This window comes from Brachymonas sp. J145, from assembly GCF_036312245.1.
GTDB classification, from domain to species: domain Bacteria; phylum Pseudomonadota; class Gammaproteobacteria; order Burkholderiales; family Burkholderiaceae_C; genus Brachymonas; species Brachymonas wangyanguii.
Genome location: NZ_JAZDCI010000008.1, coordinates 34,845 through 59,967 on the forward strand (window position 1 = coordinate 34,845; position 25,123 = coordinate 59,967).

Genomic DNA, 25,123 nt, shown 5'->3' on the forward strand with positions numbered 1-25,123 from the left:
CCTTTAGCGGGAACCGGAGCGCATGCCGACCACGGCGGCGCCCACAATCAGCAGTGTAGCCAGACCGATGTTGATCGTGAATGGCTGCCCGCTTGTCACTAGCAGCAGCATGGTGGACAGCAGCGGCGTGAGAAAGGCCAGCAGGCCGACGGTACGCGCGTCGGTACGCTTGAGCGCTGCGTCCCAGACGAAGAAGGCACCACCGGCCGGGCCGATGCCGAGCGCGGCGACCAGCAGCCAGTCCTGCGTGCCGAGCGCGATGGCGGGCTCGAACAGCGCATGCATGATGAGCGAGAGGATGCCGGCACCAAGGCAGAAGCTGCCAATGGCGGCGGTGCGGAATGGCGGCACGCGCTGGCATAGCAGCGAATAGCTGGACCAGGTGAATGCCGCTGCCAGCGCCAGGCCATAGCCGATCCAGCGTTGCGGGAAGGCATCCGCCGCCGCGCTGGACTGGCCACCATCCAGCAAGGCCAGCACGGCCCCTGCAAAGCCGACCAGCGCCGCCGCGATGTGCTGCCAGCGCCAGTGCAGGCCGCGCAGGTAGAGCGGCGCCAGCACCACCATGCCCAGCGGCCACAGGTAGTTGATCAGGTTGGCCTGCAGCGGCGGTGCATAGTGGAAGGCCGCAAACAGCATGGCATGGTAGCCAAATAGCCCGAGCACGCCGATGACCAAGGTGCCGGGCGGCACTTTCCAGTGCGACCACTGCCCGCGTGACAGCGGCACCGCGACCAGGCTGCCAACCAGCAGGCCGATGCCGGTGAGCAGGAACGGCGGCACATGGCGCAGGCTGACGCCGAGGGCGGCGAGGCTGCTCCAGAGCAGGATGGCGGTGAGGGCGAAGAGGATGCCGGTGTGGGTCTGGGTGTGAGACAGGCGGGTGGACATCTGGGAGGCCGCTGGACTGGATGTGCAAGTGTTGGGAGAGACGTCATCATAGGGGCAGCAATACCCGGATGGCTCATGCCAAAGCCACCTGCCTCAAGACGCAGGCGGCTCGTCCCAGGACCTGGCTCGCGCGACGATTTCCATCGCGTAGGCGATGAATCCCGGATCTTGAGTCTCGAGCGCGCCTGTCATGAACACGTCGATAGCTTCATCAGATTGCAGGTGTTGTGCGGGGTCGAATGGGGTCAATTTTTCATGCATTACTTGCCTCACCACGACAGGCGCAAGGTCTCAACGTTGTAGGCGGAAGGCAAGTTTTAGCAGAAATTATGAGACTTCAATAATTTACAAGACACTGACCGTGTTCACATCTATGCGGAGGTTGCACATCTTTCTTTCATGCCTCACTAGCCTTCAAGGCCACCAGTTGGTTACTCGGTCCTTCAGTCCGCAGCATCAGGTTTGCGCTGTTCGACACCACGTAGGCCAGGGGCCGCGTCAAGTTGAACGGGAACAGCACGGGCAGCGACTGCAGACTCGGGACGGAGACGGGCTTGCCGGCGTATCGGACAGCAGCTTCGATCAGCCAAGCAGTGAGCGCATCGTTGTCGATGCTCGTCTGTGGCAAGCGAATGACGCGCTTGCCTTTCTCGACCCGCTCCACGGCGCCCCAGCTCGCCTGGCTCTGGATGACCATGTTGGTCATGCGCCGAGTGCCTTCGCGCTCTCCGTAGGTTTCGCTCATCCGGCGATGCACTTCGGCCGACGCGCAATCCCCCTGGATCGCGGATAGCCGGCCCACCAGCTCGGCCACCTTGCCAAAGAACGGGTACGTCGCCACGGACATGCCCCAACACAACGCGGCGACCGGAATGTCCGGCTGCGTCTTGTGGATGGCCACGCCACGATCCGCGTAGTCGACCAGCTCGGCGCGGGGCTCCAGCCACAGCCGGTTCAATACGGTGCGTGTTTTCTTCTTGGCTTCCGCGCCAAGTCCGGCTGCATCGAGCAGTGCATTCAGATCATCTAGTCCAGCCGCGCCAGCACGAACATTCAGCGCCGCAGCCGCCCAATCAAGCTGAATGAACCGATCAAAGCCTATTTTTGGGGCTGATGAATTCATTCGGTACCAATCACATAACTGACTTTCACAAAGGGCACGATCAGCTCTTCGATCGACACCCCGCCGTGGACCACCACCTGCTCGCCCTCCGGCACAAAGGCGGTTCGTCCGCCTGCGAATAGGGGCATGAAGTTCGCGGGTAGTCCAGCGATGTCCAACCTCACCGTGTTGGGATAGGCCGCAGCGGAATCGGCAAGCAATGGTTCGCTCCGATAAACCCGCACGCGCTCGCCGCGCGTTTCGGCAATGACGCCCTGGTTTGGTCTGCCGACACCGGCGGACTCCACGTTGCCGTGGTCCGCCGTGAGATAGATGTGGTATCCCTTGTCCAGCAGCAGCGAGAAAAGCCGGTCGACGAAACCAGTCGTCAACCAGTTCCCGATCCACATCGCCACGTCCTTCTTCGACCGCTCCTTGTGGAGCCGATCGTCCACCTCATCAATGACCAGGCCCACTACCTTCGGGCGCCGGTCGTTCAAGTCCGCCTCAAGCACATCCAGTTGATCAATCTGGCGCAGCGCGCGTCGGTACATCACCTCATTCGGATTGACGCCTTCGTTCTGCCAGAACGTCTTCCACAAGGATTCCTCCTTGTCCGTTCGGTCGATGGAGTCGTCGAACTCACGCGGCTTCAGACCCGAGAACAGCGCCTGACGCGACACCGATGTCACGGTCGGCAGCCATGCGAACGCGGTTCCCTCATCGAACGCGAAACGTTTGGTGGTGGCGATCAGGCGCTCGCGGATCTGCACCCACTGGTCGAAGGCCAGTCCGTCGAAGACCAGCAGAGCCACCTTCGTTTCCCCTGCGGATCGCCGATGGCGCAAGAAGCGCGGCACGTGGTGCACCATCACCGGGCCCTTGGTCACCGGCTGCAGGATCAGGTCGGCGTAGTGCTTGGCTGCGACCCAGGCTTGCAGATGCTCGTCAGATTGCGCTTGCAAGGTCTTGATCTGTTCCCGAATCACGGGCAAGTGTTCGCTGGCTTCCGTGCCGGGCAGGCCATGCGTGCGGGCCAGAATCTCACCGTAGCGCTTGGCGAACTCGCTCCAGTCCTTGTGCGAAGACGCTGCCGTTGGGATCGTCTCGATCAGGCCATCAATGCCTTTGAGCACCAAGGCATGCAACGCCGCCGGGTCTTGAACGATCCCCGCCTTGATCCAGCTCGGCATCCCCGCCGGGACGCTGTGCACCGCCAAGGGATGCAAGCTGCCGTCGAGGAACATGGAGTCGACCAGCACCTGCACATCGGAGTGATCGAAGGGGATATCGATCTTGGCGACGCCATCTTTTCCCAAATAAGCTGGCGGTGGCGGTTCGCCCGTGCGCGTGCCATCCAGTCCAAGTGTCTTCAGGTAGCGATACCACGCATCCTGCACCACGCGCAGCAGCGAGCTCTTGGACGCCAGCCATGTGGCGACGGGTTGGTCGGTGAACAGCCCCTTGCCTTGAATGATGCCTGCCGCGTGCTGGGCAAACAGGGGCGGCAACGAGCGGTTGGCAAAGTGAAGCCGCAGCAGCTCACGCCAGAAGTCCACCGGATTGCGAATCGACCTCGGCGCCAGTTGGTAGACGTGTTCGAGGATGAAGTCCTTGGACTCGTTCTCGCCCCGTGCATTCTGCAATTCCATCTGGTGGGCATGAAACAGTCCGGCAAGATGCTCCGGCTCGACTTGCTGCACTGCGCTGTAAGCCAGCTTGGGGAACAGATCGGCAAGGCTGAGGCGCACCACACGCCCGTGATGCACGATGTCCCACGGCAACGCATTCGCATCGGCGCTGCGCAGATGCAGAACCAGCGAGGGCGCTGGCCCCGCCTCACCGCGATCCCAGGCTGCGCGATAGCGTTCCTCGTATTCCGCCCGAAAGGCGAACGGGTCTTCGTACAGCATGACCTCGAAGCCGCGACCGCGTAGCTCGGTCAACAGCTTCTCGTCGAGCAACACATCGTCAGGGTCGCACGCCACCCACAGCCGGGTGAGGTCGGCTGTGAAATGGCTCAGGATGCGTTCCGTCCAAAGGCTCATGCATCACCTCCGACGCGCACCATCATCACGGCATTCAAATCCGGCACGCTGGCCTCCATGTCGTCCAGGGCGGCCATGCGTGCATCGTGTTCCTGTTGCAGTCGCTTGCGCCGGTGCTCGCGCACGGCGGGCAGGCCGATTCGCCCGATGGCCTGACCTCGGGACTCAAAGGCATACACCGCACGTTCGCGTTCTTCCTTCAGCCGGGCGCGGTGTTCGGTCAGTAGTTCGTTGAAGATCCGTTCGCCCTGGGTGCTGGCAGTCGACTGCGATGCCTCGAACCACTTCGCCGACTCCTCGGCACCCGTCACGGCATGCACGTCTACGGTTTCGGTAAGCAGCAGATCCCAGACGCGCTTGGCGGTCGGCACGAAGGGGCGGCCTTCCTCGTTGATGAACACTGGAAGGAAACGCTTCCGACTCAAGCCTTCAGCCGCCAGACTGATCTCCCACAGCGACCAGATGCCGCGTACCGAGTCCGGAAGACCGGTCACGCGGATCACCGGCAGCGGCTGCCCGGCGACAAAGCGTGGCAGCTCGCTGATCACAGCCCGGGCGCGTGGGTCTTCCATCGTGACCCATTCCAACTCCGGGTTCTCATCCGCCGTGCGGGCGTCAAAGCAGGCATGTGCCGACTCACTGCCGTCTGCCCACTTCACCCGCCACGCATTGCCAATCTTCGTTGCCAAGCCGCCGCGCGCAGCCAACCCGCTGGTGATGGCGCGCTCCAGCCAGAACTGCGCCGGGTGGTCGCGCCACTTGCGGGCATCATCGGCGTCCAGATCGTGCTCCGTGGTGAGCAGATCGCTGTTCTTCTTCGACTCCGCCAGGGTGGATCGAAGCTGCGACACCACCGCGTCGCACTCCTGTTCGATGGCATCCGGGTTCTGCAGACCGTGCACGAACAGCTCGTCGAAGATCGGGTCGGCCTCGACCGAGTCCATCACGTCGGCCGCCTTGTCGACGCCAAACTCCTGCGCGATGACCTCGAGCTTTTCCTCCAACACCTGGCGCACGCGGTGTTCCACGGTGTCTTCGAGTACGAAGTTGATGGCGCGGACCACATGCTTCTGTCCGATGCGGTCCACCCGGCCAATGCGCTGCTCGATCCGCATAGGGTTCCACGGCATGTCGAAGTTGACGATGACATGGCAGAACTGCAGGTTCAGACCTTCACCACCGGCATCCGTCGAAATCAGCACGCGCACATCCTTGGAGAACGCCTGCTGCGCACGGGTGCGGGTTTCCAGATCCATGCTGCCGTTGAGCGTCGCCACCGAGAAACCACGGCTCTCCAGGTAGTCGGCCAGCATCGCTTGCGTGGGCACGAACTCGGTGAAGATCAGTACCTTCAGCGCCGGGTCGCCTTCCTCCTGCTGCAGCTTGTAGATCAGCTCCAGCAGCGCCTCGGCCTTGGCATCAGTGCCAGCGGCCTCGGTTTCCCGCGCCAGATCCAGCAGCATCTCGACTTCGGACTTCTCCAGCTCCCAGCCACTGGACTGCATGGCCAGATCCACCTGGGACTGGCCGTCGAGGTCCGCCCACTCGTCCGGGCTGGTGTTCTCGAACAGGTTGGCCTGCGGCTGCGGTGCCTCCAGCAGGGCCTGGCGCTTTTCCAGCGTGGTGCGGATGGCTGCCGTGCTGGAGGTCACCAGCCGCTGCATCAGGATCATCAAAAAGCCGATGTGGCGCTGCTTGGCCGCCATGGCCTGGTTGTAGCCATGGCGCACATAGTCGGTCACCGCTTCGTACAGGCGCTGCTGCGAACCGTGTCGGGCCTGCCAGGCCACCGCCTGCAGCCGGGTGACACGCGGCTTGAACAGCGGCTGGCCTTCGGCATTGATCGATGCGCGCTTCTCGGTGCGGATTACGAAGGGCCGCACTCGGTCACGGCTGACGCTGCTCTCGTCCGGGAAGGCTTCGCGGTCCAGCAACTGCATTAGCCGCATGAACTGGTCGGTCTTGCCTTGGTGCGGCGTGGCCGACAGCAACAAGAGATAGGGCGAAGCTTCAGCAAGCGCAGCACCGAGTTTGTAGCGCGCCACCTGCTCGGTGCTACCGCCCATGCGGTGGGCCTCGTCGATGATGACCAGATCCCACGACGCCGAGATCAGGTCCTCGAAGCGCTCGCGGTTGTAGGTGTTGAGTTGCTCCAGGCTCCAGCCCCGACGACTCTCCATCGGCTTCACCGAATCCAGCGAGCAGATCACCTGGTCGTGCATGCGCCACAGGTTCTCTTCCTCGCCCGCGCCGCCGCTGCGCCACTGCCGGAAGGCCGCCAGCTCGGACGGTTCGATGAACTGGAATTTCTCACCAAAGTGCAGACGCATTTCCGCCTGCCACTGGCGCACCAGCCCCTTGGGCGCCACCACCAGGATGCGCTTCACCCGGCCACGCAACTTCAATTCGCGCAGCACCAAGCCGGCCTCGATGGTTTTGCCGAGACCTACCTCATCGGCCAGCAGGTAGCGGATACGGTCGCGACTGATGGCGCGATTCAGTGCGTAAAGCTGGTGCGGCAGCGGCACCACGCTGGACTGGATGGGCGCCAACAGCAGGTTGTCCTCCAGCGCATCCAGCAGCTTGGCTGCTGCCGTGGTGTGGAGGATCTGTTCCACGCTCGGGCGCACGCTTTCCAGCGAGGCCAGATCCACCGCCCGAGCACGCACCACCGCGTCCTTGGCGGGCAGCCACACGCGGTAGGCCACCTCGCCCCACACGTCCTGGCGCTCGATCACCCGGCACGGGGACGCCTGCCGAGTGAACCAGCACCAGTCGCCAATGGTGAAGTTGGTTCCGTCGCTCATTGCCCACCCAATTCGCGTTCGATCTGCTCGATGCTGGGCAGATTGGTTTGCAGTTCCTCGGGCAAAGATTCCAGCAGCTTGTATTCGGCCACGCCCATGGGCTGGGATTTGTCGCCCAAGGCGTATTCGGCCACGACTTCGTTTTTGCTTTTGCACAGCAGCAAGCCGATGGTGGGCGCATCCTGCTCGGCTTTGACCTGCCGATCCACGGCCGTGATGTAAAAACTCAGTTGGCCCAGGTGCTCGGGCTTGAACTTCTCGGCCTTCAGCTCGATGACCACATAACAGCGCAGCTTGAGGTGATAGAACAGTAGATCAATGAAGAAGTCGTCGCCGCCCACCTCCAGGTGAACCTGCCGCCCGACAAAGGCAAACCCCGCGCCCAGTTCCAGCAGAAACTGAGTGATGTGTTTGACCAGCGCCGACTCGATCTCGCGCTCGTCCGCCTCGTTACCCACGTCGAGAAAATCAAACAGGTAAGGGTCTTTGAGTGATTGCTGCGCCAGGTCGCTGCCCGGCATGGGCAGGCGTTCGACGAAATTGGTAATGGCCTGGCCACTGCGCTCCAGTCGCCGGGTTTCGATGTGGATGTTCAGGACATTGCGCGACCAGCCGTGCTCGATGGCTGCCTGGGCGTAGGCCAGGCGTATTTCTGGCGCTTTCAGCCTGCTCAGCAGCACCAAGTTGTGACCCCAGGGCAATTGTCCAACAGCCTGTTGGACAATTGCGGCATCTGGCCAAGCCTCGGCGAACGCTCGCATATACATCAGGTTGGCGCGGGAAAACCCCTTCATACCGGGAAACGCCACCCGCAAATCGTGCGCCAGCCGCTCGATCACCTTGCTGCCCCAGCCTTGGGTGGCTTGGCGCTGCAGGATGTCACGGCCAATCTGCCAATAGAGCTGTACCAGCTCGCGATTGACCGCCAGTGCCGCGCGCTGCTGCGCGCCATGGATACGGCCTTTCAGCTCGTCCAGCCACAGCGCGTAGCCTTCAGGGACGGGCAGCAGCGATACGGCCTGTTCGCTTTGGGTTGGGTGTTTGGCCATTTACGGTTCCTCAGTACGGCTCAACGGCTTTCAGACGGAGATGGTGGCTCTGCCGCCTTGGCCGCATCAAAGTCATGGTTCCAATCGCCTATCTGTTTGCGTTTGGCGGCTGGCAAAGCCTTGTCAACCTTGGCACGAAACTCCGGGTTTTTCGTTTGCTCGTAGGTCACATCCTTGAACACGAGCTTCACCTCAGGCACCTCATCTTTGGTCCGATCCAGACTTTTCTGAATACTGTCCCGCAGTTGTTTCTCATCCAGCTTGGAGCCCGTCCGAGCTGCGCGCTCGGCGATCAACTTGGCAGCTTCATCGATGATCTTGCCCGCCTGCTCGTCCAGTCTCTGCCGAATCGCTTCTGAGTAGGCTTCCAGTTGCACACGATAGGCAGCCACCAAACGCTCCAGGTCTTGCTTGTCGTCCTTGGCAATCAGGCGGCCAAAACCCGCCACATTGAACAGGTAACGTCGCTCCAGCTCATTGCGCTGCCGTTGCAGGGACGCTTCGCTGACCTTTTCCGTCAGCGGTTCCCCCTGTTGATTAAAAGCGGCAGTGCCATTGTTGAACGCCGGCACTTCGATTTCCTCATCCCGAAAGTCGCCAAAAGCCCGCAATCTGGATTCCACCAGGCCCTTCAGCTCGCCCTGGATATCCGCGTTCATGTAGTCGTTGGCAACCTTCAGCTCGCGCTTGGAAAACTTCGCGCCCTTCACCGTGAACTCGGCGAACTGCAGCTTGGTGCTGAATACACGGGTGATGCGCGCCAGATCCACCGGAATCGGCGGATTCTTGGCCAGACCATCCAGTGTCTTTTGCACCCTCTCTTTGGTGACCACCTCTACGCCGACCTCCGCATCGAATGGGAGCGTATCGGTGCCGGCGGCAGACACGGCATGCGCCAATTGCTCGCCAGGATGCGCGCCCAGCAACAGGCCGTTCGGTGCTCGTTCGGATGGTGCGGCAGTGTTGCCGAGCGGCGCGGCTTCCACCGAGCGCGGTGTGGGCGACCACACCAAAGTGACGTCATCCACCAAGAGCACGCCCACCCGAAGCCCCGGTTGCGCCATCAACGCGAAGCTCTGGCGGTCGGCGTAGCTGCTCAACAACTCAAGCCCCTTGGCATCGCCGTAGCCAATGCGGCATACATCCTCATCCGGATCGATCACCACTGTGACCTGCAGGCGATCGATCTCGGCAAGGCGCTTACCCAGTGCTTCCGCCACCGCCTGATGCACGCCCGGCGCCACAAACACGACACGTTGCTGAGCGTTGCCGATGAGCTTGATCAATGACGAATCATTGACCTCCTGAAAAGTGCTCATAAGCCATCCTCAGTACGGGTCAGCGCGAGGTCATAGAGGGTGAGCAGCTTTTCATCCTCTTGCAACGCTGCGTCGGGCACTTTGGCTGCGATGTCGATGATCGTCTGATAGTCCTTATTGCCCCATGCCGTTCTGAAACCAGCCCGCAGCGCTTCCAGGCGGAACTCCTTCAGACGGCGACCCGTGAACGCTCGATAGTGGTCAAACTCCTTGAGCAGCGCCTTCTCGCGTTTCTTCTCCAAGTCCTGTGCTTTGTTCGGGTCGGGCACGTACCAACGATCCTTGGCCTTGGCCACCAGTGCGGGACTATTCTTCTCCAGCCCGCGCAGATCCTTGTGGTTGGTCGAGAGGTAGCTATGGATTTGGCTCGGCACCTCACCCGTGCCGTCGTACTGAATGAAGTTGTCTTCCAGCAGGGCGGCGAGTTCCGGCTTCGACTCGTGCTTCTTCCAGCCTGCACCGAGCTGGCTGATGAAATCGGTGTGGACCTCTTGGTAGGTTGATGGGCGACGCTTCAAGAAATCGGTCAACCAATCAATCGCGCTGCGCTCATCGGATACGAACATCTCCATCTGAGGAGCGATTGCAACCTGCATACGCTTTTTGTCGTACTCGGTGACCTGATCCGGCAAAAAGATCATTCCATCCCGCTCAACGAAGCGCTGCACAAGACCCGCTTGAAACTCATGAGTGGACATAGGAACAGGCACGTTGTGCCGGATGAACCACGCAACCATGCGATCGAAAATTATTCTTGGGTCACGCTCTGCGATGAATTCCAGAGTGCTGTTCCGCACCTTTACGGTAGGCAGATAGTTCAAGTGCGTCCGAACGAAATCCCAAACTGAATCCTCACTACCACCAGTCTTGGCGAATCGATCCTCGAGACCGCCATTGGGCTTGTAGGCTGAGATAACTAGATCTTGTTTGACGGCCGTGGTAGTCGTTACTGCTTTGAAACTCCCCTGCTTCTTATCAAGAGCCGAAACATTTGCGACAACGAATCCAGCCTCTTGCAGAGAGGTTTGAATGGTGTTCCACACGGATGCTTGGGTATTCGAGAATTCAACAGTCATCCACCTGCCCGGCTTCAGCTTTCGGAATGCCTCTTTGAAGCAGATCGACATCAGCGCCCGGTAATCATCAAGCGACTTTCCATGCGCCCGATTTTCGATGGCCTCAGGCACAATATTCGTGAAGACTTTGAGCCATGCCTCCCAAAGAAAATTGAGCTCTGAATAGCTGATATTCGCACCAAACGGCGGGTCTACAAAGATGTAATCAAGACTGTTATCCGGAATGAGCGTTGTCGCGGACGAGCCAGTGAATACAAGCTGGCGCGTTGTTTTATCTCTCTTGCCGAGGTAAGAGGCGACGTCTGCAATTCGGTACGAGATCATTTCCAGTACAGAATATTCAATCTGGTTCGATGGTACGTAGAGCGTTCCAGCCAAAATTCCCGCCGTCTTTGATAGATTTGAATTAAGACGGCTCACGGCAATCTTATGCATCTTGCTTGCGCGCGGCAGCTGATCACCGACCAAGCAGAGCAACTGTCCTTCCATCGAAGAATGTTTGAGATGTGCGCGCAGACTTGAGAGAACCGCCAGATTCCGCTTGGTATAGAAATGATGGACGTGAGTAATACCAATCGGATCATTTCGTCTGGACTCGCCGCCGTCCATCATCCGATCAGTCGGACACCAGTTTAGGAGCGCCTGGTCCTCGATCTTCTCCACTATCGCCTTGTCGACGACATCAGGGCGCTTTTCAAAGCGCTTTCGACCAACGCTGTAGTTGATCATTACGGGCGCTTGCTTTGCCTGACGTATTGGTTGCTTCGTCGCGTCATCGATTCTGCTAACCCAAGCGCGCTCCATCCCTCGTTTGGTCAGCTTAGATGAGCAATGCGGACAATCGAACTCATCACGAACAGCGCCAGCCTTCTCATCTACTGCAGCGTCCCAGAAAATCACTTCACCAGCGCATTCTGGGCAGGTAAAAACGTCAGACCACACGGTATAGTTGATTCGACCTATGGAGCCGATACCGCTTAGGTTTGGTCGGTCGTCTGATCTAACGATACGAAGCGCGTCTTCAATTTGCGCCGGCGTGGATGCATGCAGAGTCTGGTACATCCACCCGCACTCTCGTTCGACGGAGGCCAGTGATTTCTGTGCCTCTGATTCGAATGCAACGACATCAGCTGGCGTGTTGTAGTTGTAGGCAATAAAGCTTGCCGCCGGCGCCAGATCATTGAGAATTGCTCGGCGGACACCGATCTTCGAGAATGGCTTCCAAGCCGTACGTCCATCCTCGTTGGCTTGTTCGTAAATGGTGCCGTCGGGGTCCACTCGGAAGCCCATTGACTGCACAACAGAACGATCCCCGCACATTTGCGCTGCAACACCGGTCATTCCCGTACCACAAAAACCGTCGTAGATGAGGTCGCCCGGCTGCGTGTAATGCAGGATGTACCGCATGATTGCCTTGTGCGGAACCTTGGTGTGGTAGCTGTGCGCGTTGTAAATCGGATCGTTTTTGCCCTCGCTGACATCTGCGGCAAAGGGCTCTTTGCTGTACGGAACTGACGAATCGTAGGGCTTACCGTAGTGCCGGACGAAATCCTCGATAAAAGGATTCGGGCAAGCCGTGTAGTACGGCGGATCAGAAAGCGCGAGGATGTCTTCATCCGAGCCGAGAGGAAAACCTTCGATCTTCCGGAACGCAGGGTCTTTGAGTTTTTCGGCAAGCAGCTTCAGGTAGTGCTCGCGGCGAGCCTCATCATTCGGGAACGTTTGCCCGAGGCATTCAACCGGGCCGGACTTGGCCGCGTGGTTCTGGAAAAGATCACTCATCAGTCGTTCCTCAAATTCTTGTTGTCATAATCGAGCGGTCACCGTGTCACTCGATCACGAAGCGCAGCTTGGTGGCATCCTTGCCCTTGCAGCGCTCGTTCATGAAGGTGTCGAAGCGCTTGCGCAGGTCGTCCGGTGTGGCTGGCGATCCACCTTGCAGCAGCGCCTGCTTGATCTCTTCACCCTTGACCGCAATCTTCTCCAGCCCCGACAGCGCCTCTTGCACGGCGTTGGCGAACTCGGTGGTCATCGGGTCCGGCAGCTTGCGCGAGGCCAGGAAGGCGTCGATCAGTTTCTTGGACGCGGGCGGCAACAGGCCCAGGCTGTCCTGTGTGAACGGGTCTTCCAGGTTCTCCAGCAGGGTTTGCTGCCAGTTGGCCACCAACTGATCCAGGTCATCGTCGAGCTTGTGCAGGCGGTTGGCCGCCGGGATCATCTCCAACTGCTCGGCAGACGGGCGGAACTGACAGTGCGGGCAGACGGCGGTTGTGACCAGGGTCGGCTCATCCAGCGAGGAACAGCTCTTCAGGCCATTGAGGGATTCCTCGAAGGCGGTGAGCTGGCTGGTGGGCATCAACGACACGCCGGCCAACACGCGTAGCGCCAGCAGGCGGTCGTCCTTGCGCAGGGCGTTGCGGGTCTTGTCCTCGGCCACGCCCAGCCGCGCCTTGCTGTGGCTGGCGATGTAGGCGGTGATGTAGTCCTTCTTGAGCTGGTTGAGCGTCTGCCGGTATTCGGCGGCATGCTCGGCGGTGCGGTCCTGGCTCAGTTTGTCCTGCAGCGCTTTGCGGGCCGCCTCGGCCTGCTTCACCCACGGGTGCTCGGCAGGCAGCACCATTTCGGCCTGCGAGAGGTAGGACGCCGTGCTGCCCAACTCCACCACCAGTTCGAGCAGACGCTCGACGGCGGCCAGGATTTCCAGATTCTTCTTCTGGCCGTCCAGGTCTTCCTGTGTGACGCGCAGATTCTTGAGCTTGCCGACGGTGTTGTAAGGCGCCAGCGACTCGGTGAACTTCTTCAGCGAATCGAGCCGGGCGTGCCAGTCTTTGGATTCTTCTTCGCGCAGCAGGTTCTGGCCCCAAAAACCGAGCTTGCCCTGCTGCAGGTCGGAGCCAGCCTTGAGCACGCGCGGCACCAGCGCGCTGACTTTCTCCTGCAGCTTGATGACCGGCTCGGTGTCGCCCTGGCTGGCCTTCTGCGCCAGACCGGACGGCAGGTCGAACAACTCGAACAAGGCACGCAGCACCGCGAGGTTGATCTCCTTGGGCGCCTCGACGTGCTTGAACTGCTTGAGTTCTTCCAGGGAACGCTCTGCGAGCTGCACCAGCTTGCCGGAGTCGATCTTGTCGCCGGTGATCGACAGCACGATGTCGCCGGAGTAGACCAGCCCGCCCAGCACGGTGACCAGCAGATCAGGCTCCAGCCGGTACTTGATCGGCGCGAAATACTCGACGTCGGAAGTGCCCGACAGCAGTTCGCTACGGTTGAGTACCTGGCCGTGGCCCTTAGCCTTGAGGCGGTTGAGCACTTCCTGTGCGTAGCGGGAATTGGCCGGATCGACGCGGTCACCATCGAGCAATTCCAGCGCATCGAGTACGGCGAGCGCATCCTTGGTGCGAGTGCCGCCAGCCAGTGCGCGCAGCGCGTTGCCGATCAGTTGCTTGCGGTTGGCCTCGGTGACCAGCACCGAGAAGGTGGGATATTCCGGCGAGAGATCGACGAAGCGCTGGCCCAGCACCAGGCCCGAAATGACGTTCACCACGTCGCGGAAGTTGATGCGCTCGTCCGCCCCAAGCCGTGCTCGGTCGCGCAACGACACGCCTTTGGCCCACTCCTGCAGGTTCTTTTTCTTGCCCTGGTAGGTAACCTCGAAGGCGGTCATCTGCTTTTCCTGTAGCCACTTGCTCATGGCGCGCAGGAAATCCTGTGCCTTGGAGAGGTAGATGGCCTTGGCGCCGCCACTGGCGGTGGAGGCCAGATCGAGCGCTGCCGCGTAGGACGACAGATGTCGCTTGAGATCGTTGTCCAGCCCGGTTAGGCGGAAAAACACCTCGTCCGACAGGTTGTTGTCGCTGAACTTCGGCTTGTCGAAGGGCTGGATGAAGTAGACGTAGAAGTCGCGCTCGGGTTGGGCCGTGGGCCGATCGTTCGGCGCCCCGAAGAACAGGTAGCCCATGCGTTCGACGCGGCGCTCCTGCCACTCGAGCTGGTACTGCCAGATCTGGAAGCCGGGATAGCGCAGGTCGTCGCTGCACTCCATCAGCGCCTTGACGGCGCTGTAGTAGGCGCGGTCGAGTGCGTCGTCGGACAGGGCTTCGGCGCGCTTTTCGATCTGCGCGTCGTAGTCGATGTCCTTTTTGAGGTCGAGGTAATACTGCTCGGTATCCGGCGCCTTGGAAATAAACTGGCCGTTGACGGTCTTCAGCACCTCCCGCATCACGGTCTGCACCATCGACAGCAGGTTCTCGGCCGGGTCGCCCGGCATGTCTTCCACGCCTGGCTGGAACAGGCACAAGGCGTCGCGCAGCTCGGCAGCCGTGGGGCCAATCGGCACATGGATGTCGCCGCCCGTGGTCAAACGGTGCACGGCCAACGCGTTGATGACGCGCAGTGCCATTGCCTTGTAGGCCGGGCGCGTGAAGGCCTGCTGCACGCGGGACTCCAGCACTTCGGACACGCGCATGACTTCCTTGATGTTGGGGTCAGCGCGCAGGACCGAGTTGGCCTTGATGGTGTTCCAGAAATTCTCGTAGCTGATGAACAGCGGCTTGTCAGCGGGAACTTCCTGGTCGAGGATGGCCAGCATCGCGGCCTCGATGGTCTTGAGTGCGCCGCGCTTCTCGGTGAAGTGGATCTGCTCGAAGGTCTTCAGGTAATCCGGGTGAACCGGGAACAACCGCACGTACTCGTCCATGCGCTCGTTCATGGAGCCGTAGAACTTGGCAAACGGCGTGAGGTATTCGCGGATCTTGTTCTGCTGGTCGGCCGTCTTCTTGAGCAGGCGCGCGGAGACGACGAAGCTGACATCCTGGCGGTCGATCAGGATCTGCGTGAAGCGTTCGTTGACCCGGCGCATGCTGTCGGCGACGTGCTGGAAGCGCACACTGTCAAAGATGGCTTCCTGCACACCAGCCACGAAGCGGAACTTCAGGTGCTTGGTGACCTCTCCGATCTGACGCAGGATGGCAAGGTCCTGCACCAGTTCGTGATCGCGACGGGACTGCAGGTACTCCAGGAACTCATCAACAACCAGCAGCACGCCCTGGTCCGGGAATTTCTCCGCGAACGCGGCCATCATCTCCTCGAAGGAGTCCTTGTTGTTGAGCTCCTTGTCGGCAGTCGGGAACGTGTAGTCGACGCCGATCTTTTCGAGGAAACGCTCAAGCTGCAAGGTGATGATCTGGCGCAGCGGCATCTGCAGCCCACCCACCTCGATACGCAGCACCTTGAAGCGGCCGGCGATCGGGACAACTGCCTCGGCGACCTTGGGGTGGCGAATCATCGGCGCATACGCGGCGTCTTCAGCCACCAGCGAAAGGACCGACATCAAGTGCGACTTACCGGTGCCGTAGTTGCCGACGATCAGCACGCCCTTGTGATCGACCGAATCATCAAAACTGAGCTGGGGAACCATGAGCTTGGAGATCCGCTCGGCCATGTCGTCGGAGATGACGTAGGTCGCGACGAGCTTCTTGGCCTCGTCCGGGCGCCCGGCATCGAGCAGCTGAATGACTGACTCGATCTGCTCGAACTGGATCAGATCTCCGTATTTCATGTTCTTGGCCATATGGTTCTCTCTTCACCATAGCGTCAAATTTCGAGTACGACCACGCCGTCGCGGCTGTAGTCACGATGTTCTGGATGGCTCATGTCCGCGTACACCAAGCGGTCTCCGCGCAGCTCGCCAGGCCAGACGGCCACGACGCGCTTGGAATGAGCCAGCCGCCTGACGAGGTCAAGCGGATTGATCTGCAGGCTCGGCTCGAATAACAACTCGAGGTTGTCGAGCACCAGCGGGTCTTCAGTGCGTTCCCTGTCCGCGATCTCCCGCAGGAGCTCACCGGCTGAGAAGCCACGCTTACTGTTTGGCGTGGCGGCAAGTCGGCGCCCCAGCTCCATGCCGACGTTGAGCGGCTCGATATTGAGCTTGGCGCTGAGTTGGCGCAGCAGTTGGGTCTTGCCACTGCGGCTGGGACCGACCAGCAGGATCAGCTTGCTGTTGAGGTCGCCGATTTCGCCGATGAGTCGTTCGAGTTTTGCGAGCATATGCATCCCCTTGGCACTCTACAACCACAAGCCAAGTGCGTTGTGACTGAGTTGGATCAGCAAGCAGCTCGGTTGCCATCCTGACTGGATCTTGAACTAGTCTAAAGCGGATTGTCGCAGAAAGTAAATAACGTCTCCAAAGCACCTCCAGATCCACAAAAATCAGGCAAATTCAACATATATGAATTATTTTACATTAAATGTATGACATATATTAATTTTGAAATAACATTTCCATATCAACCAGTCGATCATTTTTATTACATAATTAGCAGACAACTAGGGAAGTAAATTAAAGGCACTAAAATAAATCGCCTATCAAAACTACTTATCATTCGACAGAAAAACTTCCACCCCCATGCTCACCCAAACCAAACTCTGGCTAACCGACCGCCGCACCAGACTCTGGTTCACCCCCGCCGTCACCAGCCTGGCCGCCATCCTGCTGGCGCTGGGCGCGGCCGTGTTCAACCAGTGGGTGCCCGACAACTACTTCCCCAACATCGAGCGCGAGACGCTGGACGACCTGCTTAGCGTGATCGCCTCCAGCATGCTGGCGGTGACCACCTTCTCGCTCGGCATCATGGTGTCGGCCTTCGCCTATGCCTCTGGCAGCGTCACCCCGCGCGCCACCGAACTCGTCATGGGCGACGAAGGCACGCGCGTGGCGATTGCCAGCTTTCTGGGCGCCTTCATCTTCTCGCTCATCGCCAAGATCGCGCTGGGACTGGGCTACTACGGCCAGGCCGGGCGCTTCATCCTGTTTGTCGGCACCGTGCTGGTGCTGCTCTACCTGATCATCACCCTGATCCGCTGGGTGCGCACCCTGTCCTCGCTCGGCCTGCTTGGCAACACCCTGGCCAAGATCGAAAAAGCCGCCCAGACCGCCATCGACGACTACCGTGCCCACGCCAGCATGGGCGCCCTCAACGGCCCGGAACAGCCCGCCGCCGGCACCCCCATCCTGGCCGATGCCGTCGGCTACCTGCGCCACATCGACCTGCCCGCACTCAACAAGCTCGGCAGCAGCCTGCAGGCCCCGATCCACATCCGCACCCGTCCCGGCGACCTGATCGGCCCCGACACCGTGCTCGCCATCGTCGCCAGCCAGATCGATGCCGACACCGCTGCCAGCGTGCGCCAGCTGTTCATCGTCAGCCAGGAACGCAGCTACGACCAGGACCCGCGCTTTGGCCTGCTCGTTCTCAGCGAAACCGCCCAGCGCGCCCTCTCCCCTGCCACCAACGATCCCGGCACCGCCATCCAGGCCATGACCATCATGACCCGGCTGCTGGTACGCCTCGGCCAGCCGGCAGATGAGCAGCAGCGCCAGAAAGTGCCGCAGCTGCCCTACGTCACCCTGCTCCCGCTGCACACCGACTGCCTGATCCACGACGGTTTCGACCCCATCGCGCGCGATGGCGCCGGCCTGCTGGAAGTCCTCAGCCGCATGCAGCAGCTGCTCGCCATGATCGCCAGCGCCACGCCTGCCCTGCAATCCGCAGCCCGGACCCAGGCGGCCACCGCGCTGGCCCACGGCGAGCGCAACCTGCCGCTGCCGCAAGATGTGCAGGCCTTGCGCACCCTGCACCAGCAGCTGCACGATCCCGCTGCCCACTGATCCCAGCTCCCGCCCATGGACTCCCTCTCCCAACTCGTCCTCGGCAGCGCCCTGGCTGCCACAGCTGCCCCGGCCCGACACCGCCGCGCCGCCCTGCTCGCCGGTGCCGCCCTCGGCACCCTGCCCGACCTGGACGGCTTCGTCATCTCCGCCATCACCAGCAACCCGGTCCATCTCATGACCTGGCACCGTGGCGCCTCGCACTCGCTGTTCCTGCTGCCACTGCTGGCCTGGCTGATCTGGTGGAGCTTCAGGCAGCGCAACGGCCGCGTCGCCCAGGCACCACGCGCCTGGTTCTGGGCCATCTTCCTGCCGCTGTTCACGCACCCAATCCTGGACGCCTTCACCTCCTACGGCACACAGCTGTTCTGGCCGCTGCCGGTACATCCGGCCATGTGGTCCAGCCTCTTCATCATCGACCCGGCCTATACGCTGTGGCTGCTGCTCGCCGTGCTGGCTGCCTGGTGGCTGCGCGAGCGCAGGCTGGCGCAGCAGCTGCTCGTCGCCAGCCTGATCGCTTCCAGCAGCTACCTGGCCTGGTCACTGGCGGCCAAATCGATGGCGGAGCATGCCGCACAAGCCACGCTCGCCCCCATGGGCCTGGCCGAGGCGCCACGCTTCTCGGTGGCGGCACCGTTCACCAGCCTGCTCTACCGCGTCGTCGTCATGACGCCGGACGGCTACCTGATCGGCGATCGCGCCGTGCTCGCCGACCAGGGCCCGATGCGTTTCAGCGCGCATCGCTCCGACACCGCCGCGCTACAGGCCGCCAGCCACATCCCCGCCGTGCAGGAGCTGAGCTGGTTCAACCGCGGCTATATGCGCGCCCAGGTGCGCGATGGCCAACTGGTGCTGAGTGACCTGCGCATGGGCATCGACCCGAACTACAGCTTCAACTTTGCCGTGGCGCAACAGGCTGGCCAGCAATGGCAGCCACTGGACATGCCGCAACGCGTACGCGCCAGCGGCCCCGGAGCGCTGTCACGCGCCAACCTGGGCATGCTCTGGCGCGGCACCTGGGAGCGCGCCCTGCAGGGCACGCAGGGCTGATCCCCTGCTTCAGCGGTTCTTCTCAGCCGACAGCACCTGGCCGCTGGCGGCATCCACCAGCACCTCGTACTTCTGCTGGGGCGTCACGACATCCACTTCGTACAGCAGCTGGCCTTTCTCGCGCTCCAGATCAACCTTGACCGCCTTGCCACCGGCATAGAGTTTTTCTGCATTGCTGGCTGCCTGGGCGGCAGTCACCTTCACGCCCTGCAGCTTGTCGGCGGCACCCCTGGCCTGCTTGTCCCGCGTGGACAGCACCGCGCCATCGACGGCATTGATCTTGACCTCATGCTTGCTGTCAGGGCCCAGCAGCTTGACCTCGTAATAGGCCTGCTGCTGGCCCTGTTCCAGCTCCAGTTCCACCGCCTTGCTGCCCTGCACCTGCAGCTCGGCGGTGACCAGTGCCTGCTCGGCACTGACGCGAATCGCCTGCAGCTGGCTGGCATCCAGGGAACTGGCCAGCGCCACGCTGCCCAGGGCAGATGCGCTCAGCAGGGTGGCCAGAATGGTCGTGGTGATACGGTTACGGGTAGACATCATGAACTCCTTGTAGTTGCTGCGGTGGCATGAGGGCCACCGACAGCGTCATGATGTGCCGCCAACCTTAGGGCTGGCTGATGGCTGGCCGCCGTTGCCAGCCGTTACAGCAGCCGGAACGCCGCCATCGCCACCAGCGTGGGCGGAATCGCCGCCACCAGCAGCCAGAAGAAGTGAATCGCGCCGTTGGGGAAGTATTCCTTCAGGATGGTGGCGCCTGCCGGGTTGGGTGCGTTGGCAATCAGCGTCAGGCCGCCACCGGACACGGCACCAGCCACCAGGGCCAGCTTGAACTCATCGCTCAGGCCTTCCACCAGCGAGCCCAGATAGGTCAGCGCGGCGTTATCGGTAATCGCCGTCAGGCCGGTAGCCACGAAGAAGACCGAATCGGCACTCAGGCTCATCAGCAGCGGCTGCAGCCACCACTGCTGCAGGCCGCCCAGCACCACCAGGCCAGCCAGGAAGAAGGCCACCAGCAGCGCCTCGCGCAGGATCAGCGGCGACTGGTGACGGGTGTAGGCTGCGGTAAAGCCGAGGAAGAACAGCAGCAGGCCCATGAACACCACCGGATGGTGGGCCGTGACCACGACGCCGGCCAGGAACAGCACATGGATCAGCATCACGACCATGGGCACGCGTACTACTTCGGCCTCGGGATCAACCTTGAGGCGCACCAGCTCACGCTGCAGGATCAGCGTCACGGCCAGGGCATTGAAGAACACGGCAATGGCAGCGCGCCAGCCGAAGTTCATCAGCATGAAGCTGATGTCCCAGTTCCACTTGGCCGCCACCATCAGCACCGGCGGTGCCGCAAACGGCGTCAGCACGCCACCGATGGAAATATTGACGAACAGGACGCCCAACGTGGCGTACTTGAGCATGCTGCTCACGTTGTGGCGGAAGATGGTGTCGCGCAGCATCAGTGCGCCCAGGGTCATGGCGGCCGGCTCGGTGATAAAGGAGCCCAGCAGCGGCACAAAGGACAGCAGCACGAAATACATCGCCATGGTGCGCGGCAGCGGCACCAGACGCGCCAGTGCGTGCACGCCAGCCGTGGCCAGGTCCAGGATCGGGCGTGTAGCCGCCACCACCATGATCACGAACACGAACATCGGCTCGGTGAAGTTGCGCGATTCGACGTATTCCAGCGCCTGCTGCGGGCCGGTCAGCGCCAGCATGACCAGCACCATGACCATGGCCCAGAAGCCGAACACGACCTCGACTTCGCCCAGCAGATGCCAGACGCCGCCATGGCGCGGATTCTTGTGCGCCAGATCGTGGAAGAACTTGGTGGAGAAGGTGTGCAGCAGCGCCAGGGCAAAAATGCAGGCAGCCACGATCTGCACGGTAGAGGGATTGAGGGTTTCCATAGGGTCGACAAAACTCCGCGTGGCGGCCCGACCAGCGCAAGACAAACCTGTCAGGCACCCCATGTGCCAGACACCCAACTGATGATTTTAACCTATCACGTAGACCAATTTCTGCTAGCGGAAAAACGCGTAGCCGACCAGCACTGCCGCCACGATGCCAACCAGGTCGGCAAACAGCGCGCAGCCGAGTGCGTAGCGCGTGTCCTTGATCCCAACGCTGCCAAAGTAGACCGCCAGCACGTAAAAGGTGGTTTCGGTCGATCCCTGGATGATGGCGGCGACCTGCGCCGGGAAGGACGCCACACCATGCGCCTGCATCACGTCCACCATCAGCCCGCGTGCGCCGGAGCCGGACAGGATCTTCATCAGCCCCACCGGCAGCGCCGGCAGGAAATCGGTCGGCAGGCCGAAGGCGGTGATGAGGCTGGCAATGCCTTGCAGGATCCAGTCCATGCCGCCAGCCGCGCGGAACACCGCAATGCCGCACAGCATCGCCACCAGGTAGGGAATGATCTGCACCGCCACGCCAAAGCCTTCCTTGGCGCCATCGACAAAGGTTTCGTAGACCGGGATGCGGCGCACCGCGCCGGCCAGCAGGAACAGCACCACCAATGACAGGATCACGCCACTGCCGATGGCGCCGACCAGCTGCGAGGCCTGCTCCGCCGGCAGCCCGGTCAGCCACCAGCTCAGAGCGCCGATCAGCGCGCCAAACAGCAGCACCGGCAGCCAGATCGCCGGCTTCCACACCGGCAGGCGCTGGATCAGTGCCACCAGCAGCAGTGCCGCCAGCAGCGAAATCGAGGTCACCACCAGCGTCGGCAGGAAGATGTCAGCAGCGTTGAAACCACTCAGGCCCTGCTGCATGGCGATGGTCTGGCGGATCGCGATCACCGAGGTCGGGATCAGCGTCAGGCCGGCGGTGTTCAGCACCAGGAACAGGATTTGCGCGTTGGTGGCGCGCTCCGGCTGTGGGTTGAGCGACTGCAGCTCCTGCATCGCCTTCAGGCCCAGCGGCGTGGCGGCATTGTCCAGCCCCAGCATGTTCGCCGAGATGTTCATCGTCATCGCGCCCTGCGCCGGGTGGCCGGAGGGCACGCCGGGAAACAGGTGGCGGAACAGCGGGTTCACGCCGTGCGCCAGCAGATTGATCAGGCCGGCGCGCTCGCCCACGCGCAGCAGGCCCAGCCAGAGCGCCATCATGCCGGTCAGGCCGAGTGCAATCTCGAAGCCAGACTTGGCGGCATCGAACAAGGCGGTGAGCAGACGCGAGAACGCCTCCAGATCCCCCTGCAGCAGCTGCCACAGCGCGATCAGGAATGCCGAAACAAAAAAACCCAGCCAGACGAGATTGAGGACCATGCGTACCCAGTGCGCGCAGCGCCGGCTCCGTGGGGAACCGGCCTGCGTTGCCAGCGCCTTACAGCTGGTAGGTCACCAGACGGAAATCCGGATCATCCGGATAGGGCTTGATGCTGAAGCCGAGCGAGCGCATCAGCTTCAGCATATTGCTGTTGCTGGTCAGCACCAGGCCGATGATCTCGCGCAGGCCCTTGTCGCGTGCCACGTCCATGATGGAGCGCATCATGCGCGAGCCCATGCCCTTGCCGGACATGTCGTCGGCGATCAGCAGCGAGAATTCGCAGGTGCTGCTGTCGGGGTTGGTGACATAGCGCACCACGCCGACCAGGCGTTCCTGCTCGGTGACCTTGCCGTCCGGGCTGATCTCGCGCTCGTCCAGTATCGCCACCAGCGCCATTTCGCGGTCGTAGTCGATCAGCGAGAACTTGGCCAGCATGCCGGGCGAGAGCTCGGTCAGTGCGGAGACGAAGCGGTTGTAGCGGCTTTCCGGGCTCAGGCCGCGTACCAGCTCCTGCAGCATCTGGCCATCATCCGGGTGAATCGCGCGGATCGTGTAATGGCCACCGCCACGCAGCGGCCATTCCTGCTTGAAGTGCGCCGGGTACGGCAGGATCGACAGGTGCTGGTAGGGGCGCGCCGTGGCCGTGGTGTTGCCGACCACGATGCGCGCATCCACCGCCACCGCGCCGTTGGCGTCCACGATGATCGGGTTGATGTCCATTTCACGCAGCTGCGGCAGTTCGCACACCATCTCGGAAACGCGCAGCAGCACCTGCTCCAGCAGCTCGCGGTCCACCGCGCTGGCACCGCGCCAGTTGCCCAGCGTGGCCGAGACGCGCGAGCGGTCGATCATGTGGCGCGCCAGGAACTGGTTGAGCGGCGGCAGCTCCATGGAGCGGTCGCGATACAGTTCGATCATGGTGCCGCCGGCACCGAAGGCGATCACCGGGCCAAAGGCCTCATCGGTCACCACGCCGATATACAGCTCGCGGCCGCGCACATGGCTGGCCATGCGCTGCACCGTGATGCCGTTGATGCGCGCCGACGGCTGCTTGCGGCGCACGTTTTCCATCATGTCCTCGTAGACATCGCGCACGCCGATGGCGTTCATCACGTTCAGCGCCACGCCGTTGACGTCGGACTTGTGCACGATGTCGGGCGAATCGATCTTGAGCGCCACCGGGAAGCCCAGCTGCGAGGCCAGCATCATCGCTTCGGTGGTGCTGCGCGCCAGGATCGTCTGCGTGACCGGAATGTGGAAGGCCGACAGCAGCGCCTTGGATTCCATCTCGGTCAGGATCTGGCGGCGTTCGGCCAGCACGCCTTCCAGCAGCAGGCGCGCGCCTTCCACGTCGGGCTTGGCCATATTGCTCAGCGGCGGCGGCGTCTGCTGCAGCAGGCGCTGGTTATGGTAGAACTGCGAAATATTGCCAAAGGCACCGACTGCCGCTTCGGGGCTGCGGAAGGTGGGGATATCGGCCTCGCGCAGCGCATCGCGCGCTTCACGCACTGCCGTATCGCCCATCAGGCAGCTGATCAGCGGCTTGCCGATCTTCTTGCGCTCCTGTGCCACGGCCACGGCTACCGCCTTCATGTCGACATCGCGCTTGGGCGTGTGGATGGTCAGGATGCCGTCGATATCGGCCTCCTTGGCCACTACCTGCAGCGCCGCCACATAGTGTTCAGGCTGGGCTTCCTCGGACAGGTCGATCAGGTCCACCACCGAGGCCTGCGGCAGCAGGCGCGGCATCAGCGCGTTGATGGCTTCCTGCGACAGGTGGCCGAGCTCCAGGCCGATGTCATTGGCACGGTCTGCCGCCAGCACGCCGGGGCCGCCACCGTTGGTGATGATGGCCAGGTGGTTGCCGACCGGGCGGTAGCGCGAGGCCAGGCACTGCGCGGCCGAAAACAGCTCGGTGAAGGAGCGGATGCGCACCGCGCCGCCACGGCGCAGCGCGGCGTCAAACACCTCGTCACTGCCGACAATCGCGGCAGAGTGGGTACGCGCCGCGACGTTGCCGGCGCGCTTGCGGCCAGCCTTGAGCACCACCACCGGCTTGGCGATGGCAGCGGCACGCAGTGCGCTCATGAAGCTACGCGAATCGGAAATGCCTTCCAGATAGACCACGATGCTGTGCGTCTGCGGGTCCGCAGCCAGAAAATCCAGCGTCTGCGCCATGTCCACGCAGGTGTGCGGGCCAAGCGAGATGATGGTGGAGAAACCGATGTGGTTCGGGCGCGCCCAGTCCAGCAGCGCCGCCGTCAGGGCGCCGGATTGCGACACCAGTGCCAGCGGGCCCTTCTCGGCCATCGGGCCGACCACGCCGGCATTCAGGCCCAGGTTCGGGCGCTGGAAGCCACGGCTGTTGGGGCCGAGCAGGAACATGTTGCTGCGGCGTGCCACCTGGCGCATCTCGTTGGCCATGTCGGGCGAAATGCCGGCGGACAGCACCAGCGCCGACTTGCAGCGCATGCGGCCGGCCGCTTCCAGCGCTTCCATGATCTCGGCTGGCGGCAGCGCAATGATGGCCAGGTCGGAGCCGGCATGGATCAGGTCGGACAGGCTGCCTTCGGAGTGGTCCACATCCAGAAAGAACACCTTGCCCTTGTACTCCTGGGCCTTGAACGCATCGATCAGGTTGATGGCGTCACGGTAGGCCGGGTTGTCGGCGCGTTCCTCCTTGGTGCCGGCGAACACGATGATGCTGCTGGGTGCGAACAAGGGGGTCAGGAAGTGCTGGTCCATGGTCTTGCTATCCGGTTGAAATCTGCTACAGAATCAGGGCGCTGGCTCGGGAACTTCCGCCAGCCTGGCGGCATGCGCACAATGGCCCTGACAACCA

At 62.0% G+C, this 25,123-nt stretch carries 15 protein-coding genes; 2 read left to right on the top strand and 13 right to left on the bottom strand.

Annotated features, from left to right (window positions below):
- Positions 1 to 3: 3 nt before the first annotated feature.
- The 9 genes from V1261_RS08350 to brxF form a co-directional block, all read right to left on the bottom strand.
- On the bottom strand, positions 4 to 891 hold the full coding sequence (locus V1261_RS08350; protein ID WP_329771275.1) for a DMT family transporter: 888 nt from the start codon (positions 889 to 891) through the stop codon (positions 4 to 6).
- 397 nt (positions 892 to 1,288) lie between these two features.
- Entirely contained in the window at positions 1,289 to 2,014 is a 726-nt protein-coding gene (locus tag V1261_RS08355; protein WP_329771276.1) for a hypothetical protein, read from the bottom strand.
- Positions 2,011 to 4,041: a BREX-3 system phosphatase PglZ gene (pglZ, locus tag V1261_RS08360; RefSeq protein WP_329771277.1), complete on the bottom strand. Its 2,031-nt coding sequence runs from the start codon at positions 4,039 to 4,041 to the stop codon at positions 2,011 to 2,013. The genes V1261_RS08355 and pglZ overlap by 4 nt, the downstream gene beginning before the upstream one ends.
- The gene (locus V1261_RS08365) at positions 4,038 to 6,848 is read right to left on the bottom strand and encodes a DEAD/DEAH box helicase (RefSeq protein ID WP_329771278.1); all 2,811 of its coding nucleotides are present in this window, start codon (positions 6,846 to 6,848) and stop codon (positions 4,038 to 4,040) included. The genes pglZ and V1261_RS08365 overlap by 4 nt, the downstream gene beginning before the upstream one ends.
- Complete coding sequence (locus tag V1261_RS08370) at positions 6,845 to 7,897, bottom strand: PDDEXK nuclease domain-containing protein (protein ID WP_329771279.1); 1,053 nt, start codon at positions 7,895 to 7,897, stop codon at positions 6,845 to 6,847. The genes V1261_RS08365 and V1261_RS08370 overlap by 4 nt, the downstream gene beginning before the upstream one ends.
- Positions 7,898 to 7,917: 20 nt before the next feature.
- Positions 7,918 to 9,216 carry a hypothetical protein gene (locus tag V1261_RS08375; RefSeq protein ID WP_329771280.1) on the bottom strand — a complete coding sequence of 433 codons (1,299 nt, stop codon included), beginning with the start codon at positions 9,214 to 9,216 and terminating at the stop codon, positions 7,918 to 7,920.
- On the bottom strand, positions 9,213 to 12,074 hold the full coding sequence (locus V1261_RS08380; protein ID WP_329771281.1) for a DNA methyltransferase: 2,862 nt from the start codon (positions 12,072 to 12,074) through the stop codon (positions 9,213 to 9,215). Before V1261_RS08380 ends, V1261_RS08375 begins: the two co-directional genes overlap by 4 nt.
- A gap of 46 nt (positions 12,075 to 12,120) precedes the next feature.
- On the bottom strand, positions 12,121 to 15,849 hold the full coding sequence (locus V1261_RS08385; RefSeq protein WP_329771282.1) for a DUF6079 family protein: 3,729 nt from the start codon (positions 15,847 to 15,849) through the stop codon (positions 12,121 to 12,123).
- A 35-nt stretch (positions 15,850 to 15,884) separates the two neighbouring features.
- On the bottom strand, positions 15,885 to 16,340 hold the full coding sequence (brxF, locus tag V1261_RS08390; protein WP_329771283.1) for a BREX-3 system P-loop-containing protein BrxF: 456 nt from the start codon (positions 16,338 to 16,340) through the stop codon (positions 15,885 to 15,887).
- Between the two features lie 358 nt (positions 16,341 to 16,698).
- Here brxF and V1261_RS08395 point away from each other — a divergent pair, with 358 nt between their 5' ends.
- Together V1261_RS08395 and V1261_RS08400 are read left to right on the top strand one after the other, a co-directional pair.
- Positions 16,699 to 17,961, top strand: a complete 1,263-nt coding sequence (locus tag V1261_RS08395; RefSeq protein WP_329771284.1) for a DUF2254 domain-containing protein — start codon at positions 16,699 to 16,701, stop codon at positions 17,959 to 17,961.
- 15 nt (positions 17,962 to 17,976) lie between these two features.
- Positions 17,977 to 19,011: a metal-dependent hydrolase gene (locus V1261_RS08400; protein WP_329771285.1), complete on the top strand. Its 1,035-nt coding sequence runs from the start codon at positions 17,977 to 17,979 to the stop codon at positions 19,009 to 19,011.
- A 9-nt stretch (positions 19,012 to 19,020) separates the two neighbouring features.
- On the opposite strand, the gene V1261_RS08405 is transcribed toward V1261_RS08400, so the two are convergent.
- The 4 genes from V1261_RS08405 to V1261_RS08420 form a co-directional block, all read right to left on the bottom strand.
- On the bottom strand, positions 19,021 to 19,548 hold the full coding sequence (locus tag V1261_RS08405) for a PepSY domain-containing protein (RefSeq protein ID WP_329771286.1): 528 nt from the start codon (positions 19,546 to 19,548) through the stop codon (positions 19,021 to 19,023).
- A gap of 104 nt (positions 19,549 to 19,652) precedes the next feature.
- A complete protein-coding gene (locus V1261_RS08410) occupies positions 19,653 to 20,918 on the bottom strand; it encodes a putative Na+/H+ antiporter (RefSeq protein WP_329771287.1) in 1,266 nt (421 codons plus the stop codon).
- Positions 20,919 to 21,032: 114 nt separating this feature from the next.
- On the bottom strand, positions 21,033 to 22,280 hold the full coding sequence (locus V1261_RS08415) for a nucleoside recognition domain-containing protein (protein ID WP_329771288.1): 1,248 nt from the start codon (positions 22,278 to 22,280) through the stop codon (positions 21,033 to 21,035).
- A gap of 58 nt (positions 22,281 to 22,338) precedes the next feature.
- Positions 22,339 to 25,026, bottom strand: coding sequence for a bifunctional acetate--CoA ligase family protein/GNAT family N-acetyltransferase (locus V1261_RS08420; RefSeq protein ID WP_329771289.1), 2,688 nt, complete (start codon positions 25,024 to 25,026; stop codon positions 22,339 to 22,341).
- Positions 25,027 to 25,123 lie beyond the last annotated feature (97 nt).